Genomic DNA, 17,851 nt, shown 5'->3' with positions numbered 1-17,851 from the left:
CTCCTACGCCGCCTGGCACCTCGGCGAGTTCGGCACCGGCGCAGACCATCACCGCGGCAGGCAGACACGAACCGAAATGCGGCGCATGCTCCGAGCCGATCCAGCCGAAGGAACCAGCCGTACCACCCCACCTGTGGGAGGGCAGCAGCGCGCCCTGTCACGGCTACGCCCACGCGCGGTGCCTGCCGCAGGCCGGAGGTGCCCGTCGATGATCTGCGTGCGCTGCGACCAGCCCATCCCACGACCGCCCTGCCCACTACGGCAGGTCGACCACTGACAGCCCACAGAGTCGTGACAGCCCACAGACTCGGCGCCGCGGCGAGACGGCGCCGGGCGGCCTCACCGACCCCCCGTCACGAAGGGGAGGCCGCAGGTCTGCCGCCGGTGCCACCCCGTCCCGGCGGCAGACTCACTCCGAATGGAACACTGACCCCACGTGAGCCAACCCACGAATCTGCCGGTGCGGTGCATCCAGTGCGGCGACATCCACATCATCACCTCCCAGGAACGCGACCCCGAGACCGGGCTACCCCGGTGGCGGTACACGTGCCTGGACTGCGCGGTCGCGTGGTGGGTCGACCAACACGGAGGCGCTCCCGACGACTACACGCGAAGGGAACCCCCACTATGAGCAAGATCAAGACGCTCATCCGCAGGATCGCCACCCTCGGCAGTACCTGCCCGTCCGGCCACAAGAGCGTGATCATGCTCCCAGGCGGACGGCAGCAGTGCCTCGACCGCGGAGCCACCTGGTGACAGACAGCCGCGTCATCCCCGGCCCCGCCACAGACCAGATGGCATGGGGCGAAGTGTACGAACTCGCACTCCGCATCGCCGAAGAACATGGCGCCACCATCCCGGACACCGCCCGCGACGTCGGCCGGTACGACTTCTACAACCGCGTCGTCAAGTCGGCCGACGAGATCACCATCAGCTGGAAAGGCAAGATCGCCGCCCGCTGAACCACCGCCCCGGCCGGTGCGGGCTACCGGCCGGGTCTTCGACGCTCAGCGCACGAGGTCGGCGAGGGGCACGTTGAGGGCGTCAGCGATGAGGAGAAGGTCAACGAGGTTCATGACCGTGACCGCTTCTCCCACCGGCGGATCGTCTTGTGGTCACTGCCGATGCGTAACCAGTGGGAGACGTCTGGGAGACGATCAAGGTTTTCGGGCGAAACCCGCCGAAAGTTTCTGAAGGCCGGCGGGAGATTCACCTAGCGGAAACCAGCGGCCAGACCTCCATCTCATCCCGAGGACTCGGCCGCGTGCGGGCTGAGGACGCCCGCGCTGACCAGGGCGATGATGACGACGCCGAGGGCCACGCGGTACCAGACGAACGGCATGAAGCTCTTGTTGGAGATCCACTTCATGAACCACGCGATGACCGCGTATCCGGACGCGAACGCGATCACCGTCGCGAACAGGGTCGGGCCCCAGGCGACTTCGCCGCCGTCCAGCGAGTCCTTGACCTCGAAGACGCCGGACGCGAGGACGGCCGGGATGGCCAGCAGGAAGGAGTAGCGGGCCGCGGCCTCGCGCCGGTAGCCCATGAAGAGACCGCCGCTGATGGTGGCGCCGGAGCGGGAGACGCCCGGGATGAGGGCGCAGGCCTGGCAGAGGCCGAAGATCAGGCCGTCCTTCACGCTCAGGTTCTCGAGGGTCTTGCGCTGCTTGGGCGCGCGGTGCCGGCCGCCGGTCTCGTCGCGGGCCGCCATGCGGTCGGCGATGCCGATCACGACGCCGATGACGATGAGCATCGTGGCCGTGATCCGCAGATCGCGGAACGGCCCCTCGATCTGGTCCTTGAGCGTCACGCCGAGCACGCCGATCGGGATCGAGCCGACGATCACCAGCCAGCCCATCTTTGCGTCGTGGTCCTGGCGCATCGCCTTGTCGGACAGCGACCGGAACCACGCCGAGATGATCCGCCCGATGTCCTTGCGGAAGTAGATCAGCACCGCCGTCTCCGTGCCGATCTGCGTGATCGCCGTGAAGGCCGCGCCGGGGTCCTCCCAGCCCGAGAAGGCCGCGGTCAGCCGCAGATGCGCGCTGGAGGAGACGGGGAGGAACTCCGTCAGCCCCTGGACGAGTCCGAGGACGAGGGATTCAAACCAAGACATGGAGGTACGACGTCCAAGTGCTGAGGGGAGAAAGGGTGATCATGTGACGAGCGCAGCCTAGCGGGCCCCGATGACGCGCCGGTCACAGGGGCCAGGGGGCGCAGGGGGCCCTGGGGCCAGAGGGGGCAGGGGCCAGGGGGCGCAGGGGGTACGAGGGCGCGGGGCGACAGCGGGCGCGAAGGCGCGGGCGTGATCGCACGAGCCCGCTCACACGGGTCTGCTCACACGGTCCGATCACACGGAAGTGATCAGCGGTCGCCGCGCAGGTGGTGGCGTTTGCGCCAGGCCACCACCGTGCCCGCGAGCGCGGGCAGGGCGATCGCGGCCATCGCGATGAGGAAGGCCGGGGAGGTCGGCGCCGAGGCGCGGGCGCCGGCGACCGCGTAGGCGGCCGTGTTCGGGATCGAACCGAGCGCCGTGGCCAGCAGGAACGGATACCAGCGCATGCGGGAGACCGCTGCGCAGTAGTTCGCCGCCCAGAACGGCACACCGGGGAACAGTCGCGCCGCCAGCATCGACCGGAACCCGTGCCGGCTGAGCTGGCCGTCGGCCGCCTTCAGCCATCGGCCGCGCAGCAGTGGGCGCAGCGCGTCCTGCCCGAGGATCCGGCCGAGACCGAAGGCGACGCCGGCGCCGAGCACCGTGCCCGTCAGCGCGGTGCCCAGTCCCACCTGGGAGCCGAACAGCGCGCCGGCGGCCAGGTTGAGCAACGGGCGCGGTACGAACGCGACCGTGCACAGTCCGTACGCCCCCGCGAACACCATCGCCGCCGCGGCCCCGCCGAGTTGTGGCGGCCAGCCGTGGGTCAGCAGCCGCTGCGGCTCGAACAGCAGCACGCACGCTCCGCCACCCGCGAGCAGCGCGAACAGCAGCGCCAGCCGCGCGTACGGGGACGTCAACGCGCGCGTGCAGCGGGCTACGAGGCCCGCGCGGGACAGCGGCGGGACGGGCACGGCCGCAGGTGCGGCGACGGCGAGCTCCGTGGCGGCGGCCCGGGGAGGGGCCGTGGCGGTGCCAGAGCGGTTGGCATCGAGCATCCGGTGACCCTAACCGACGAACGTGTGTGATCGCCGCCAGGTGTGTCCCAGCGGCGTCACAGCCGAGTGAACGCATACAGAACGCGTACAGCTGGAACGAACGCGTACAGCTGGAACGAACGCGTACAGCCAGAGCGAACGCATGCAGCCGGAAGGGGTCCGGGCGCCGACGCGCGCCCGGACCCGTGTCTCACGCCGCGAGGGCGTGGCCCGGGTGCAGTACCACCTTCGTGTAGCCCTCGATCCGCTTGTCGAACTTCTCGTACGCCAGCGGCGCCTCCTCCAGCGACATCTCGTGGGAGACCACGAAGCTGGGCCGGGCGCGTCCGGCGATGATCAGGTCGCGCAGCTGGCGGTTGTACTGCTTGACGTTGCACTGACCGGTGCCCATCTGCTGGCCCTTCTCGAACATCCTGCCGATGGAGACCAGCAGTTGGCCGTGTTTGGCGTGCTCGTCGGGGCCGCCGGGGTCCGAGGGCACATACAGACCGGGCACGCCGAGCATGCCGGTCGGCCGTACGGTGTCGACCAGTGCGTTGAGGACGATGGCCGGTTCCTCGTGGCTGGCGTCGTGGGCCTGGGCCTGGTAGCCGACGGCGTCCACGCCCTTGTCGGTCCCTTCTCCGTTCGTCTGTGCCTTGATCTGCTCCGCCGGATCGCCCTTGGTGAAGTCGATCGGGATCGCCCCGATCTCCGCGGCCTTGGCGAGCCGCTCGGGCACCCGGTCGACCGAGAACACCTTCGACGCCCCGCGCAGCAGCGCGGAGTAGGCCGCCATGAGGCCCACGGGTCCGGCGCCGAAGACGGCCACGCTCTCACCGGGGGAGACCTGGGCGAGTTCGCAACCGTGGTAGCCGGTCGGGAAGATGTCGGCGAGCAGCACGAAGTCGGTCTCGAACTCCGTGCCCGCAGGCAGTTTCAGGCAGTTGAAGTCGGCGAAGGGCACGCGCAGCAGCTCGGCCTGGCCGCCCTTGTAGGGGCCCATCGCGACATAGCCGTAGGCGCCGCCGGCGAAGCCGGGGTTCACCGTCAGGCAGAAAGCGGTCTTGCCGGCAAGACAGTTCTTGCAGAATCCGCAGGCGACATTGAAGGGCATCACGACGCGGTCGCCCACCGCCAGGGAAGTCACGCCGCTGCCGATCTCCTCGACGATGCCGAGGTTCTCGTGTCCGAAGACGATGCCCGCCTCGGCAGCCGTGCGGCCCTCGTACATATGCAGGTCCGAGCCGCATATCGCGGACGACGTGACCCGTACCAGCACATCGTTGGGGTGCTGGATCCCAGGGTCCTGGACGTCCCTCACCACCACGCTGAAGGGCTCTTCGTAGACGACGGCTCTCACCTCTGTCACCTCCGTGTCGAGCACCGGATGAAGGCGGCGAGGGAGGGACGGAGGGTCACGGCCGCAGGACGCCCTGGAAACGCGGGCCCGGACGTGTCCGTGGCCCCACATGCGCTCGCGTCACCGCCGGTACTTCCAGGTAACGCCCGCAGGGCAGTGCCCGCAACCTCCTCGCGGCGCGCGCGAGGAGACGTCGGGCGGACGGAGAACCACGCGGAAAACCCTACGGAAAGCCCTACGGAAAACCATTCGACGCGGGGCGCCGCGTCCGCGAAGATCGGCGTCATGTTCCGGCACGCCTTCCTCCTCACGGCATCCGCAGTCGCGGATGCGCCGAAGGCTGCCGTCCCGACCCTCCCGGCCGCTGTCGACGGCGCCCGAAGCTGACCCTCTCCGGATCGTCCGGCGGACCCCGCAGGGGGAGGGTCGGCGAGTTCCCGGGGTCCCGCGTTTCCGCATGAACCGGAGAGACTTCGAGGTACAGCCATGTCCAAGACGGCATACGTACGCACCAAGCCGCATCTGAACATCGGCACGATGGGCCACGTCGACCACGGCAAGACCACCCTGACCGCCGCCATCACCAAGGTCCTGGCCGAGCGCGACAGCGGCGGCACCACCCAGTACGTCTCGTTCGACCGCATCGACCGCGCCCCGGAGGAGGCCGCCCGCGGCATCACCATCAACATCGCGCACGTCGAGTACGAGACCGACACCCGGCACTACGCCCACGTCGACATGCCCGGACATGCCGACTACGTCAAGAACATGGTCACCGGTGCCGCGCAGCTCGACGGGGCGATCCTCGTCGTCTCCGCGCTCGACGGGATCATGCCGCAGACCGCCGAACACGTGCTGCTCGCCCGGCAGGTGGGCGTCGACCACATCGTCGTCGCCCTCAACAAGGCCGACGCCGGCGACGAGGAGCTGACCGACCTGGTCGAGCTGGAGGTCCGTGACCTGCTCACCGCGCAGGGGTATCCGGGGGACGCGGTGCCCGTCGTACGGGTCTCCGGGCTGAAGGCCCTGGAGGGCGACCCGCGCTGGACGGCGTCGATCGAGGCGCTGCTCGACGCGGTGGACACGTACGTGCCCATGCCCGAGCGGTACCTGGACGCGCCGTTCCTGCTGCCCGTGGAGAACGTGCTCACCATCACCGGGCGCGGCACCGTCGTCACCGGCGCCGTGGAGCGCGGGACCCTCCGTGTGGGCGACCGGGTCTCGGTGCTCGGCGCCGACGTGGAGACCGTGGTCACCGGCCTTGAGACCTTCGGCAAGCCGATGCGGGAGGCGCAGGCCGGGGACAACGTGGCCGTGCTGCTGCGGGGCGTGCAGCGGGACGCCGTCCGGCGGGGGCACGTGGTGGCCGCACCGGGCAGCGTCGTGCCGAGCCGGAGCTTCCGGGCGCGGGTGTATGTGCTGTCCGGGCGTGAGGGCGGTCGTACGACACCGTTGTCCACGGGTTACCGGCCGCAGTTCTACATCCGTACGGCGGACGTCGTGGGTGACGTCGACCTGGGGGAGGCGGCGGTCGTGCGGCCCGGGGAGACGGTCGAGATGACGGTCGAGCTGGGGCGGGAGGTCCCGCTGGAGCCGGGGCTCGGGTTCGCCATCCGCGAGGGTGGGAGGACCGTGGGCGCGGGGACGGTCGTCTCCGTCGGTTCGTAGGGGCTGAAGGGCTCAAGAGCTGACGAGCTGAAGGGCTGAAGGGCTCAGGGGCGCGGGGCCGCACGTCGATGCGGCCCCGCGCCCCGCGTCCTCCCGGACCGGTGACCGGACCGGTGACAATAGGTCCGTGAGTGAAGCCATACCCGTCACCCGGACCGTTGATCACGGCACCGCCAAGCTGATGCCCGACGTCGACCGTGAGCGGGCCTGGCTGCTCACGGTCGACGGGGCGCCGCAGTCGTACGTCGATCTGGACGATCCCGCGTACCTGGAGTTCGAGTACGTACGGCGGCTCGGGTACGCGCTGGACACCGTGGCCGAGGAGGGCCGCCCGCTGGACGTGCTGCACCTCGGCGGCGGAGCGCTGACCCTGCCCCGCTACGTGGCCGCCACCCGCGCCGGGTCCCGGCAGGACGTCGTCGAGGCCGACCGGGGGCTCCTGGAACTGGTCGCCGAGCATCTGCCGCTGCCGCAGGACGCGGGCGTCGCGCTGCACGCCGCCGATGCCCGCGCCTGGCTCGAAGCGGCGCCGGACGACTCGGCCGACGTGCTGATCGCCGACGTGTTCGGCGGGTCCCGCGTGCCGGCCCACCTCACCTCGCTCGCGTACGCCCAGGAGGCCGAGCGCGTCCTGCGCCCGGACGGCGTCTACCTGGCCAACCTGGCGGACGCGGCGCCGTTCGGTTTTCTGCGTTCCCAACTGGCCAATTTCGCCGCCCTGTTCGAGGAGCTGACGCTGATCGCCGAGCCCGGTGTGCTGCGCGGCCGGCGGTTCGGCAACGCCGTGCTCGTGGCCTCGCACCGCCCGCTGGACACGGCCGCCCTGGCCCGGCGGTGCGCCGCAGACGCCTTCCCGGCGCGCGTCGAACACGGCCCGGAACTAAGGAAGTTCATCGGCTCCGCCTCCACGGTCGACGACACGGACGCCGTCCCCTCACCCGAACCCCCCGACGGGGCGTTCGGCATCGGCTGACAGCGGCCGGGACACGGCGACCGGCGCGGTGCGGTGCGGCATGAGCGAGACGGTCAGGTGCCTCGGGTTCCTCAGGTGCCTCGGAGCAACCGTGTTGCGCTCCGAGCGGGGGTCTCGTCCAGGGTGTGGAACGTCCGTGTCGCGATGAGCCGGGTGCCCTGGTCGTCGAGCCAGTGGGCGAGGAAATCATGCCCGTCGATGATCCAGGAGCGGCCCTTGCCCACCGCGCAGCGTTGCCGTAGGACGCTCAGGGAGGTCTCACGGTCGGGGGAGGGCAGGAGCAGGACGATGTCCGGGCAGGAACTCAGCGCGGTACGGACAGCGGCCAGCTGCCGGGCATCGGTGTAGCTGGTATGGCCCGCGCCCAACGCGACGACGGCTCCGGGGTGGTCGGCGACAGCACGTGCCACGGCGTGTGCTCGGGCCGGTTCCCACTCGGCCTCGGCCGCGAGGCGTCCTACGGCGGTGATGCGCTCGCGCAGTTCGGCGATGCTCCATCCCACCTCCGCGTAGTACCCGTCCGCGACGGCGTCCAGATCGACGAACGGCCTCTGCGTCCTTGCCGCGATCTCTTGCCCCAGAGTGGTCTTTCCGGTGCCGGCTGGGCCGATCAGCACCATCCAGGGGCCCTCGGTGGGCTTCGTCGGCCAACTCTGTTTCATGGACCTCGACTTCGGCTTCCAGTGCGGCGGCGGCCGGAAGGTCTGCCCGACCGATTCCGGCCGTCCGCCGCCCGTCAGTTCAACCCGTCAGGTCAGTCCGTCAGGTCAGTCCGTCAGGTCAGTCCGTCGGTTCGCCGTGCAGGCGGACCGAGCTGAGGATCTTCATGATCGTCGCGTTGTCGAGTTCCTCGCTCACGCCCTTGGAGCCGTAGAGGTCGAACGACACGATGTCGTCGGCCGAGTTCTTGAACGCGAACGAGATGGCCTTGCCGTCGCTCGCGCACTTGCCCGTCTGCGGGGAGCCGCTGGAGCGGGCCCAGGCGTAGGCGCCCTGGACACCCGACTTGGTCGTGTACGGCGTCGCCTTCTTGTCGAAGGTGATGCTCTTCTTGTCGGGCTGCGTGTAACCGCCGTAGATGTACCAGGGCACACGGGCGACCGCGGCTTCGGCCGGGCTCTTGGCGCCGCTCTCGCCGCGGGTGCCGGCGGTGGCCAGGGCGTTGTCGTCGGTCTTGCCGTCGTGGTCGGTGTCGTCCGTGCACCACTTCGACTTGTACAGGGCCGGGGAGGCGACCGAGGTGATCAGCTTGTCCTTGTCGGAGTGGTCCTCCATGAAGCGGGAGGTGTCCGTCGACTCGACCTCCCAGTCCGCCGGGACGTCGAAGGCCGTGCCGAAGCGGGGATTGATGACGACCTTCCAGCCCGCGATCACCGGCTTCTCGCCGTCGCCGGTGCGCGGGTTGTCGTCACTCGCGGACGCCGACGGGTCGGTGGAGGGCGACTGGCTGGTCGTGCTCTTGCCCTTGCCGTCGGCCTTGTCGTCCTTGGAGCCGTCGTTGCCGAGGACCAGGAATCCGGTCACGCCCGCGGCGACGACGACGGCCGAGGCCGCGATGATGGCGATCAACTTCGTCCGGTTGCCCCCGCCCTGAGGGGGCTGCCCCGGCTGCCCCGCCTGGGGCAGTCCCGCCGGGGTGGGCGCACCCCACTGCGGCTGCTGCCCCTGCGGGTTCACCTGCGGATACTGCTGGTACCCCGGCTGCTGGTACGGATTCGGCTGCTGGTAACCCGGTTGCTGATACGGGTTGTTCTGCGGGTTCTGCGCGCCCCCGGGCGGCTGTTCTCCTGGCCACATGGCCAGTAACCCTAATGCGCCCCGGGAAACGTTTCGGTCACCACCCCTTGTCAGGGACGTACCGAAATCATGAGTCCGCGGGCTCGGCGTACACGCGCACCGTGCGCATGATCGCACGGACCGTCGAGTCCTGGACCTCGTCGGAGACCCCCTTGGCGCCGACGAACGACCACGAGAGGATCGCGCCGTCCCGGTCCTTGAAGGCGAACGTGGTCGCCTTGCCGTCGGAGTCGCACTTGTGCTTCTTCGCGACCCCGGACGAGCGGGACGTGGCGACGCTGCCCGTGAGACCGGAGGCGCTGGTGTACGACGTGACCGGGCCGGTCGTGACCTTGTCGTGGTCCGGCTGCGTGAACCAGCCGTAGACCCAGTTCGCCGAGTCCTCGCGGGCGACCTCCTCGGTGCTCCCCGCACCCTTGTTCCCGCGCGTGCCCACGTTCGCCAGCGAGGTGTAGTCGGTCGTGCCGTTCTTGTCCTCGTCCATGGCGCACCACTTCTCCTTCAGGACGGCGGGCGCCTTCATGCCGGCCAGCACCTTCTCGTCGGGGTCGGAGTCCTCGGTGACGTAGGTGATCCAGGACTTGGAGCGCACCTGCCACTGCGGGGGCACGTCGAAGGCGATGCCGGTGACCGGGTTCGCCACGACCTTCCAGCCGTCGACCGTCGGCTTCGGGGCGCGGTCGGCCGCGCGCGGGTTGTCCGTGGGGGAATCCGCGGGGGAAGGGGTGGTCGTGGTGGGGGAGGTGGTGGGGCCGGGGCCGGCTTCGTCGTTCTTGCCGCCCAGCACCAGGATCCCGGTCACACAGGCGGCGACGACCGCGGCCGCCGCCGCGACGACGGCCACCACCTTGGTGCGGCCGCCACCCGGCTGCGGGGCCGGAGGCTGGGGCGGGGACTGGAGCGGAGGCTGGACCGGGGGCTGACCCCAGGGAGCGGGCGGCTGTTGTCCGTAGGCGCCGGGCCCGCCGTGGCCCGGCTGCAGGTACGGGTTGTGCTGCTGGCCGCCTCCCGGCGGCTGTTCCCCTGGCCACATGGGCCGCAACGATACAACGATGATCGCGCAGGTGTGCGAGGCTGCTGGCCAGATCTGGCTACCCATGAGTAACATGATGGCATGGGCGCAGATCAGATGTCGATCGGCGAGATGCTCGCCGCCACCGTGCCGATGGCCCGGACCCTGAACCTGGAGTTCGCGGAGACCACCGCGGAGAAGGCCGTGGTGTCCCTGCCGGACCAGGGCGACTACCACAACCACGTGGGCGGGCCGCACGCCGGCGCGATGTTCACCCTCGGGGAGTCGGCCAGCGGCGCCATCGTGCTGGCCGCGTTCGGGGACCAGCTCTCGCGCGCCGTGCCGCTCGCCGTACGGGCCGAGATCGCCTACAAGAAGCTGGCGATGGGCGCCGTCACGGCCACCGCGACGCTGGGCCGCCCGGCCGCCGAGGTGGTGGCCGAACTGGACGCCGGGCAGCGTCCCGAGTTCCCCGTGCGCATCGAGATCCGGCGCGCGGACGGAGCCGTCACCGGCGAGATGCAGGTCGTCTGGACGCTGCGTCCCAACAAGTAGGACCCGACGGGCAGGGCCGGCAAGGCTGTTGCGGGACCGGTACCGCTGTTTTCCCCACCAGGCTCATCTCGATTCCTGCCTCGGCCGCGGTGCCTCGCAGCGGGATCCGGACACCTGTGCACCCGCGCCGAAAGCCGGGTGCTCCCCGGCCACCAGCTGTCACCGGACCCTGCTCGAAGGTCGGCGCCGCGAGGCGATGGACGTCGGCCTCGCCTTGCCTCGCCCGCCCCGCCCGTCGCTCGCCCCGCCCGTGGCCCGCCCCGCCCGTGGCCCGCCGCTCACAGCGCCTTCGCGCGGAACAGTGCCGACAGCACCAGGGCGCCGGGCAGCAGCGGCAGCCAGTCGCTCATCACCCGGTAGCCGATGACGGTCGCCGTGGCCACGGCGGGCGCGGCGCCGAACGCGATGAGTGTCCACACCAGCGCCGCGTCCACCGCGAGCCCGCCGGGCGACGGCACCGCTCCGACGGCGGTGCCCGCCGCGAGGTAGGCGAGGACCACGTGTTCCCAGGGCAGGCCCAGCCCGAGCGCCGACCCCACGCAGACCAGGGCGCCTCCCTGCACCAGCGGCATCGCCGCCGCCCCGCCCCACAGGGCCAGCACCCGGCAGGGGCGCGAGTGCACGATCCGTACATCGGCGAGCGCGGTGCGCACCAGATCCGCCAGGGGGCGCCGCAACGGCCGTACGGTGATCATCAGCACCCCGGCCACGGCGACGGCGACGGCGGCCACGACCAAGGCCGTCAGCAGCGGGCGTCCGTCCGGGACCAGTTCCCCGAGCCGGCGCCAGGCCGGGGACGCCGCCAGGAACGCCAGCAGCACCAGCGTCTTCGAGACGGACTTCGCCACCGAGTACAGGCCGATGGACGCGGTGGCCCGGGCAGGCGCCACGCCCTGGGTGCGCAGGAAGCGCAGCGTGACGGCGTGCGCGCCGAGCCCGCCGGGCAGCGCGTGGTTCGCGGCGCCCGCGGCGACCTGCGAGGCCAGCAGCAGGCCGGGTGACAGCCGGTCGGGCACCGCCCCCTGCCGGGTGAAGGCGGCGGACACCCAGGTCAGGCAGGTGAACCCGGCCGCGGCCAGCAGCCACCAGGGGTTGGACGCGGCCAGCCGGGCGGCCCCCTCGTACGCCATGGACCGGTTGGTCACCGCCCAGCCGGCGACCAGCAGGAGCGGAGACAGGCACAGGGCGAGACGGACGGGCCCGGACGCCAGGAGAGAGGCACGGCGCACCGGGGCGTCCTCGGTCGCGGGGTGCGCGGGCACGGCCGGCGGCGAGAGCGACGAGAGCGGCGGGACGGCGGAGGGGGGCGGGGACAGCGGGACGGCGGAGGGGAGCGGGGACAGCGGCGCGGCTGGAGGGAGCGAAGGAAGGGGTCCGGCTGGACGGAGCGAGGGAAGGGGCGCGGCCGGAGGGGGCGAGGGCAGCGGCGCGGCAGCGGGGAGCGGGGACAGTGAGGACACGGGGACGGGGTCCTTCCGCATCGGGCCCCGGGGCGGGGACCTGGGGGAGGCGGATCGGCGAAACCGCGGAGAGCCTTCCCCTCCCGCATGACACCGGGATGGCCGACAACCGAAGGAGCAGGGGCGGGACGGTGCCGAGCGGGCACAGTGAGGCGCCGTTTATCCCTGACCAGGTAGCCTTCCCAAAAGGCGTGCCGCATATGCGAGGCGCCGCCGGCCCGCGCACGCGATACGGGAGGAACCCACGGTGCACGTCCAGGAATGGCTCGACTCGGTGCCCGCCGTCGCTGTCTACGCCGTGGTCGCCCTGGTGATCGGTGTGGAGAGCCTGGGTATCCCGCTGCCGGGTGAGATCGTCCTGGTCTCGGCGGCCCTCATGTCCTCCCAGCACTCCGGCGTCAACCCGGTCGTCCTCGGTGCCTGTGCGACCGCCGGTGCCGTGATCGGTGACTCCATCGGCTACGCGATCGGCCGCAAGGGCGGACGCCCGCTGCTGGCCTGGCTCGGCCAGAAACTCCCGAGACACTTCAGTGAGGCCCACGTCGCGACCGCCGAGCGGTCCTTCGAGAAGTGGGGCATGTGGGCCGTCTTCTTCGGCCGCTTCGTCGCCCTCCTGCGTATCTTCGCCGGCCCCCTCGCGGGCGTCCTCCACATGCCGTACTGGAAGTTCCTGATCGCCAACGTCCTCGGCGGCATCTGCTGGGCGGGCGGCACCACGGCCGTCATCTACTACGTGGGTGTCGTCGCCGAGGACTGGCTGAAGCGCTTCTCGTACCTGGGCCTGGTGGCCGCGGTCCTGATCGGCCTGACGTCGATGCTGGTCCTGAAGCGCCGGGCCAAGAAGGTGCAGGCCCAGGCCCTGGAACGCGAAGCGGAGGCTGTGGGCGCCGGGGAGTGAGACCCCCTGCCGGCGCGCATCCCTGTGGGCCTTCCTACTGGTGCACATCCTTGTGGGCCTTCGCCAACTCGGCGTACATCGTGCCGTTGAGGGTGACGCCGGCCCGTTCCTCCTCGGACAGTTCCCGCCGCACCTTCGCCGGCACTCCCGCCACCATGGACCCGGGCGGCACTATCATTCCCTGCGGCACCAGCGCCTGAGCGGCGACGAGCGATCCGGCTCCGATCACGGCCCCGTTCAGCACGGTCGCGCCCATCCCGATGAGGCAGCCGTCCTCCACGGTCGCCCCGTGCACCACCGCGTTGTGCCCGATGGAGACCCGCTCGCCGATACTGACCGGGAACCCGGGGTCCGCGTGCAGCGTGACGTTGTCCTGCACGTTCGCCTGGGCGCCCACGGTGATCCGCTCGACGTCCCCGCGCACCACCGCGCCGTACCAGACGCTCGCCCCCGCGCGCAGCGTGACATCTCCGATCACGGAGGCCGTCGGCGCCACGAACGCCTCCGCGTCGACCTGGGGTTCCTTGCCCCCTATGCCCACGATCAGCGCCTTCTGCGTCATCACTGCCTCCTAGGGTCCGTAGCCACTACGCGTAGCTACCACGGGATACGACGGGATACGACGGGATACAACGAGACACGACGACGGGATACAACGAGATACGACGACGAGATGCGACGCACGGTACGTCAGGACTGGGTCAAAGATCACAGCAGCCCGCCTCTCCACCGGAGGCAACCGGTGAGTAACGTGAGCGCGTGCCGAAGCGCAAGAACACGTTCTCATCCTGGCGGCGCCGACTGACGCAGCGCGCCGTACACGCGGGCTGGTCCTGGGTGCAGCGCACGGGTTCGGTGACGGCCGAGAACCCGGGCCGCTTCCGCTTCGGCTCGATCGGCGAAGCCACCCGGCTGGCCTTCCCGCTCGGCACGATCTTCGGCGAGCCCTGGATCCGTATCGGCTCCCACTGCATCGTCGGCGAGCAGGTCACCCTCACGGCCGGCCTGATGCCGGACCTGGACCTCGGCCCAGAGCCGATCCTGCGCATCGGCGACGGAGTCGTCCTCGGCCGCGGCAGCCATGTCATCGCCGACACCGGCGTCACCATCGGCAGCGACTGCTACTTCGGACCGTACGTCTACGTCACCTCCACCAACCACTCCTACGACGACCCGCACGAACCCATCGGCAAGCAGTGGCCGCGGATGGAGCCGGTGGAGATCGGGCCGGGCTGCTGGATCGGCACCGGCGCGGTGATCCTGCCGGGGGCGCGGATCGGCCGGAACGTGGTCGTCGCGGCCGGCGCGGTGGTGCGGGGCGCGGTCCCGGACCACGCCGTGGTGGCGGGCGCGCCCGCCCGGGTCGTACGGCGGTGGACGCCCGGCGAGGGCTGGCAGCCGCCGCTGCGGACACCGGCCCCGGTGCCGCTCCCGGACGGGATCACACCGGAGCAGTTGCGGGCGCTGGCCGACCTCGACGAGGCCGCGGTCGAGGGGCCGGCCCGGCTGGAGCCCGACGGCTGACACCCAGGACAGGACTCAGCCGGTCGCCAGCAGCAGGGTGCCCAGCAGGGCGAGCCCCGCGCCGGCCGCCTGGATGCCGCGCAGCCGTTCGCTGAGGAAGCCGCGCGCGGCGAGCGCGGTCACCACCGGGTAGAGCGAGGCGAGGACCGCCGCCACCATGATCGGGCCGCTCTGGGCGGCGATCGAGTAGGTGCCGTTGGCCGCCACGTCCGCGAGACCGACGAAGGCCAGCGCCAGTAGAGCCTTCGGGGGCAGGCCCTCGGCCGGGAGCGCGGAAGCGCCCCGCCGGACCGAGGCGTACAGCGCCGCGCCGCCCAGGACGACGCTGGTCACGCGCTGGGCGAACAGCGACAGGAACAGGCCGGTGACGCTGGTCGAGGCCTGTGCGATCAGCGCGAAGACCGCACCGAAGCCGAGCGCCGCGACGAGCGTGAGCATGATCGCCTGCCGCTGCACGGGCGCGCCCCGCAGCTGGGGCCCGCCCGCCAGCACGACACCGGTGACGGCGACCGCGATGCCCGCGACCTGGAGCACCCCCGGCCGCTCGCCGAGGATCAGCCCCACGCCCACGGGCACGGCCACACCGAGCGTGCCGAGCGGGGAGACGACGCCCATGGGGCCGAGGGCGAGGGCCTTGTAGAAGGAGAACAAGGCCACCGGGCCGGCCACGCCCGCGGCGACCGCGAACCACAGGCGCGGACCGGCCTCGCTCCAGGCGCCGGTGGCGACCACGATCACCCCCAGCACGGCCGCCGCGGTCGCCTGGGAGTACACCACCACGGTCAGCGCGGGCGCACGCCGTGTCAGCAGGCCGCCGCCGAAGTCGGCCAGGCCCCACAGGAGACTGGTGGTCAGGGCGAAGAGGGCTGTCACGGGTGCCTCGCAGTACAGTTTGATGAACGAACCGGTGCACCCCACCGTAGTTCGAGCAATTGAACTCTGTCATCCAGAATATTGCACTTTGGCTCCCGGATATTGGACGGAATGTGTCGGACCTCGAAACCCTGACCCTGTCCCTGGCGCGCAACGTCAAGCACTGGCGCGCGGTGCGCGGCTTCACCCTGGACGTGCTCGCCGCCCGGTCCGGCGTCAGCCGCGGCATGCTCATCCAGATCGAGCAGGCCCGCACCAATCCGAGCATCGGCACCGTCGTCAAGATCGGCGACGCGCTCGGCATCAGCGTCACCACCCTCCTCGACTACGAGCAGGGCCCGAAGGTCCGCATCGTCCCCGCCGAGCGCGCGGTACGGCTGTGGCACACCGACGCCGGCAGCTACAACCGGCTCCTGGCCGGCACCGAGGCGCCCGGCCCCCTGGAGATGTGGGACTGGCGCCTGATGCCCGGCGACAGCAGCCCCGCCGAACCCCACCCCGGCGGCACCGTCGAACTGGTCCACGTCACCGCGGGCGAGCTGACGCTCACCGTGGACGGAGAGGACCACCACGTCCCGGCCGGCGCGAGCGCCTCCTTCGAGGCCAACGTCCCGCACGTCTACGGCAACACCGGTGACGTGCCGATGGAGATGGTCATGGCCGTCTCCGTGCCGCCCGTGCACTGAGACGCCCGCACGGCCGCCGGCCGGTCCTTGTTAGCGTGCGGTCATGCGCGCCCCCATCGGACACTTCGACACCGCCGTCCCCGCCCCCGACTGCCTCGACGAACTGACCGCCCCGGTCGCCGACGCCGTACGCCACTGGCAGGGCAGCGTCCCCGCCGACCGGATCGTCTACGTCGACACCGACCCGGAGTGGGCCGACACGGCCGTCTTCGTCGAGCACTACGGCCGCGAACTGCTGGAGCGGTCGGCGAACTGCGTGGTGGTCGCGGGCAAGCGGGGCGGTGAGACCACCCTCGCGGCGTGCGTGGTGCTCTCCACCACCCGGGTCGACGTCAACGGCGTCGTGCGCCGCCAACTCGGCGCGCGCAAGGCCTCGTTCGCCGCGATGGACATGGCCACCGGCGAGACCGGCATGGAGTACGGCGGCATCACCCCGGTCGGGCTGCCCGCCGACTGGCCGGTGCTGGTCGACGCGGCCGTGGTCGACCTGCCGTACGTCCTGGTCGGCAGCGGGCGCCGGCGCGGCAAGCTGCTGGTACCGGGCAAGGCGTTCGCGGAACTGCCGGGCGCGGTGGTGCTGGAGGGGCTCGGCGTCGCCTGAGACCGGGCCCTCACGCCGCTTGAGATCCGGCTGTCGTAGCGCTTGAGACCCAGTTTTCGTACCGCCTGGGACCGGGCTTCCGTGCGGCCTGAGAGCGCGCTTCGGTGCCGCCTGAGGTCAGGCCGTCAGATGGTGGGCCAGCGCCAGGTGCGGATCGCTCTCGCCGGGAACGGGGGCCGGATCGGCGTGCACCAGGGCGCCCGTGAGCCGCGGTACGGCGTGCAGCAGGGCGTGTTCGGCCGCCACGGCGATCGCGTGGGCCTGGCGGACCGTGGCCTCGCCGTCCACCACGACCGCCAGCTCCGCCCGCAGCCGGTGCCCGATCCACCGCAGCCGCAGCTCGCCCACCTCCCGCACGCCCGGCACCGCGCGCACCGCTCCCTCGGCCCGGTCCACCAGCGCCGGGTCGACGGCGTCCATCACGCGCCGGAACACCTCCCGCGCCGCGTCCCGCAGCACCAGCACGATCGCCGCGGTGATCGCCAACCCGACGACGGGATCGGCGAGTTGCCAGCCGAGGGCGGCACCACCGGCGCCCAACAGCACGGCCAGCGAGGTGAATCCGTCGGTCCGGGCGTGCAACCCGTCGGCGACGAGCGCGGCCGAACCGATCTCCCGGCCCACCCGGATCCGGTACCGGGCCACCCACTCGTTGCCCACGAACCCGACGAGCGCGGCCACCGCCACCGCCGGCAGGTGCTCGACGGGGCGCGGGTCGAGCAGCCGGTCGACGGCGGCCCAGGCCGCGAAGGCGGCGGACGCGGCGATGGTCAGGACGATCGCCAGCCCGGCCAGATCCTCGGCGCGCCCGTAGCCGTAGGTGAACCGCCGGGTCGCCGCGCGTCTGCCCAGCACGAAGGCGATGCCCAGCGGTACGGCCGTCAGCGCGTCCGCCGCGTTGTGCACCGTGTCCCCGAGCAGCGCCACCGACCCGGACACCACGACCACGGCCGCCTGCGCCAGCGCGGTCACCCCGAGCACGGCCAACGACACCCACAGCGCCCGCATGCCACGCGCCGAGGACTCCAGGGCGGAGTCGAGCTTGTCGGCGCTCTCGTGGGAGTGGGGCGTCAGGAGGTGGGACAGGCGGTGGCGCAGGCTGGGGGAGGAGCGCGAGTGGGGGTGAGGGTGCGCGTGGGGATGTTGATGCGGATGGGGATGGGCGTGCGGGTGCCCTGAGGCGTGGCTGGTGCGGGGGGCGGGGCCGTGCTCGTGCCCCCGGTGTCCGTGCGTGTGCCGGTCGCTCACGTGGATCCCCTTCCGGTGTGCGGGAGTGGACGCGTGGCGCCCACGACGCCATTATGTG

Annotated in this window: 19 protein-coding genes; 9 read left to right on the top strand and 10 right to left on the bottom strand. The window is 71.5% G+C overall.

The features are described from left to right. Positions 1-627 precede the first annotated feature (627 nt). Together ACGFYV_RS30050 and ACGFYV_RS30045 are read left to right on the top strand one after the other, a co-directional pair. Entirely contained in the window at positions 628-756 is a 129-nt protein-coding gene (locus tag ACGFYV_RS30050) for a hypothetical protein (protein ID WP_393881655.1), read from the top strand. Then, positions 753-962, top strand: coding sequence for a hypothetical protein (locus tag ACGFYV_RS30045; RefSeq protein WP_393881654.1), 210 nt, complete (start codon positions 753-755; stop codon positions 960-962). Before ACGFYV_RS30050 ends, ACGFYV_RS30045 begins: the two co-directional genes overlap by 4 nt. Before the next feature lie 281 nt (positions 963-1,243). On the opposite strand, the gene ACGFYV_RS30040 is transcribed toward ACGFYV_RS30045, so the two are convergent. The 3 genes from ACGFYV_RS30040 to ACGFYV_RS30030 form a co-directional block, all read right to left on the bottom strand. Next, the gene (locus tag ACGFYV_RS30040) at positions 1,244-2,119 is read right to left on the bottom strand and encodes an undecaprenyl-diphosphate phosphatase (RefSeq protein WP_393881653.1); all 876 of its coding nucleotides are present in this window, start codon (positions 2,117-2,119) and stop codon (positions 1,244-1,246) included. A 248-nt stretch (positions 2,120-2,367) separates the two neighbouring features. After that, complete coding sequence (locus tag ACGFYV_RS30035) at positions 2,368-3,156, bottom strand: TVP38/TMEM64 family protein (protein WP_393881652.1); 789 nt, start codon at positions 3,154-3,156, stop codon at positions 2,368-2,370. Positions 3,157-3,346: 190 nt separating this feature from the next. Then, positions 3,347-4,498: a glutathione-independent formaldehyde dehydrogenase gene (locus ACGFYV_RS30030; protein ID WP_393881651.1), complete on the bottom strand. Its 1,152-nt coding sequence runs from the start codon at positions 4,496-4,498 to the stop codon at positions 3,347-3,349. A 486-nt stretch (positions 4,499-4,984) separates the two neighbouring features. Here ACGFYV_RS30030 and tuf point away from each other — a divergent pair, with 486 nt between their 5' ends. Further along, positions 4,985-6,166: an elongation factor Tu gene (gene tuf / locus ACGFYV_RS30025; protein ID WP_393881650.1), complete on the top strand. Its 1,182-nt coding sequence runs from the start codon at positions 4,985-4,987 to the stop codon at positions 6,164-6,166. 127 nt (positions 6,167-6,293) lie between these two features. Next, entirely contained in the window at positions 6,294-7,139 is an 846-nt protein-coding gene (locus tag ACGFYV_RS30020) for a spermidine synthase (RefSeq protein ID WP_393881649.1), read from the top strand. Positions 7,140-7,210: 71 nt separating this feature from the next. Here the strand turns inward: ACGFYV_RS30020 and ACGFYV_RS30015 are convergent, their stop codons facing one another. The 3 genes from ACGFYV_RS30015 to ACGFYV_RS30005 form a co-directional block, all read right to left on the bottom strand. Then, a complete protein-coding gene (locus ACGFYV_RS30015; protein ID WP_393881648.1) occupies positions 7,211-7,801 on the bottom strand; it encodes a shikimate kinase in 591 nt (196 codons plus the stop codon). A 118-nt stretch (positions 7,802-7,919) separates the two neighbouring features. Further along, entirely contained in the window at positions 7,920-8,936 is a 1,017-nt protein-coding gene (locus ACGFYV_RS30010) for a hypothetical protein (protein WP_393881647.1), read from the bottom strand. Positions 8,937-9,003: 67 nt separating this feature from the next. Next, entirely contained in the window at positions 9,004-9,969 is a 966-nt protein-coding gene (locus tag ACGFYV_RS30005) for a hypothetical protein (protein WP_393881646.1), read from the bottom strand. Between the two features lie 81 nt (positions 9,970-10,050). Here ACGFYV_RS30005 and ACGFYV_RS30000 point away from each other — a divergent pair, with 81 nt between their 5' ends. Further along, on the top strand, positions 10,051-10,503 hold the full coding sequence (locus tag ACGFYV_RS30000) for a DUF4442 domain-containing protein (RefSeq protein ID WP_393881645.1): 453 nt from the start codon (positions 10,051-10,053) through the stop codon (positions 10,501-10,503). Between the two features lie 278 nt (positions 10,504-10,781). On the opposite strand, the gene ACGFYV_RS29995 is transcribed toward ACGFYV_RS30000, so the two are convergent. Then, positions 10,782-11,732: a YbhN family protein gene (locus tag ACGFYV_RS29995; RefSeq protein WP_393881644.1), complete on the bottom strand. Its 951-nt coding sequence runs from the start codon at positions 11,730-11,732 to the stop codon at positions 10,782-10,784. A gap of 478 nt (positions 11,733-12,210) precedes the next feature. Here ACGFYV_RS29995 and ACGFYV_RS29990 point away from each other — a divergent pair, with 478 nt between their 5' ends. Further along, positions 12,211-12,861, top strand: coding sequence for a DedA family protein (locus ACGFYV_RS29990; protein WP_393881643.1), 651 nt, complete (start codon positions 12,211-12,213; stop codon positions 12,859-12,861). Between the two features lie 34 nt (positions 12,862-12,895). Here ACGFYV_RS29990 and ACGFYV_RS29985 read toward each other — a convergent pair whose 3' ends face one another. After that, positions 12,896-13,423 (bottom strand): gamma carbonic anhydrase family protein, encoded by a 528-nt coding sequence (locus ACGFYV_RS29985; RefSeq protein WP_393881642.1) that lies wholly within the window; start codon positions 13,421-13,423, stop codon positions 12,896-12,898. A 197-nt stretch (positions 13,424-13,620) separates the two neighbouring features. On the opposite strand from ACGFYV_RS29985, the gene ACGFYV_RS29980 reads away from it, so the two are divergent. Continuing rightward, positions 13,621-14,385 (top strand): acyltransferase, encoded by a 765-nt coding sequence (locus ACGFYV_RS29980; RefSeq protein ID WP_393881641.1) that lies wholly within the window; start codon positions 13,621-13,623, stop codon positions 14,383-14,385. 15 nt (positions 14,386-14,400) lie between these two features. On the opposite strand, the gene ACGFYV_RS29975 is transcribed toward ACGFYV_RS29980, so the two are convergent. Beyond that, positions 14,401-15,258 (bottom strand): EamA family transporter, encoded by an 858-nt coding sequence (locus tag ACGFYV_RS29975; RefSeq protein ID WP_393881640.1) that lies wholly within the window; start codon positions 15,256-15,258, stop codon positions 14,401-14,403. A gap of 113 nt (positions 15,259-15,371) precedes the next feature. On the opposite strand from ACGFYV_RS29975, the gene ACGFYV_RS29970 reads away from it, so the two are divergent. Together ACGFYV_RS29970 and ACGFYV_RS29965 are read left to right on the top strand one after the other, a co-directional pair. After that, complete coding sequence (locus tag ACGFYV_RS29970) at positions 15,372-15,944, top strand: helix-turn-helix domain-containing protein (protein ID WP_393881639.1); 573 nt, start codon at positions 15,372-15,374, stop codon at positions 15,942-15,944. Between the two features lie 43 nt (positions 15,945-15,987). Beyond that, complete coding sequence (locus tag ACGFYV_RS29965; protein WP_393881638.1) at positions 15,988-16,545, top strand: YbaK/EbsC family protein; 558 nt, start codon at positions 15,988-15,990, stop codon at positions 16,543-16,545. A gap of 117 nt (positions 16,546-16,662) precedes the next feature. On the opposite strand, the gene ACGFYV_RS29960 is transcribed toward ACGFYV_RS29965, so the two are convergent. Further along, the gene (locus ACGFYV_RS29960) at positions 16,663-17,793 is read right to left on the bottom strand and encodes a cation diffusion facilitator family transporter (protein ID WP_393881637.1); all 1,131 of its coding nucleotides are present in this window, start codon (positions 17,791-17,793) and stop codon (positions 16,663-16,665) included. Positions 17,794-17,851 lie beyond the last annotated feature (58 nt).

The sequence above is a fragment of the Streptomyces sp. NPDC048297 genome, assembly GCF_043201585.1.
Taxonomy (GTDB): domain Bacteria; phylum Actinomycetota; class Actinomycetes; order Streptomycetales; family Streptomycetaceae; genus Streptomyces.
Note: the sequence above shows the minus strand (reverse complement) of the source record. Positions and strands in the feature narration are given on the sequence as shown.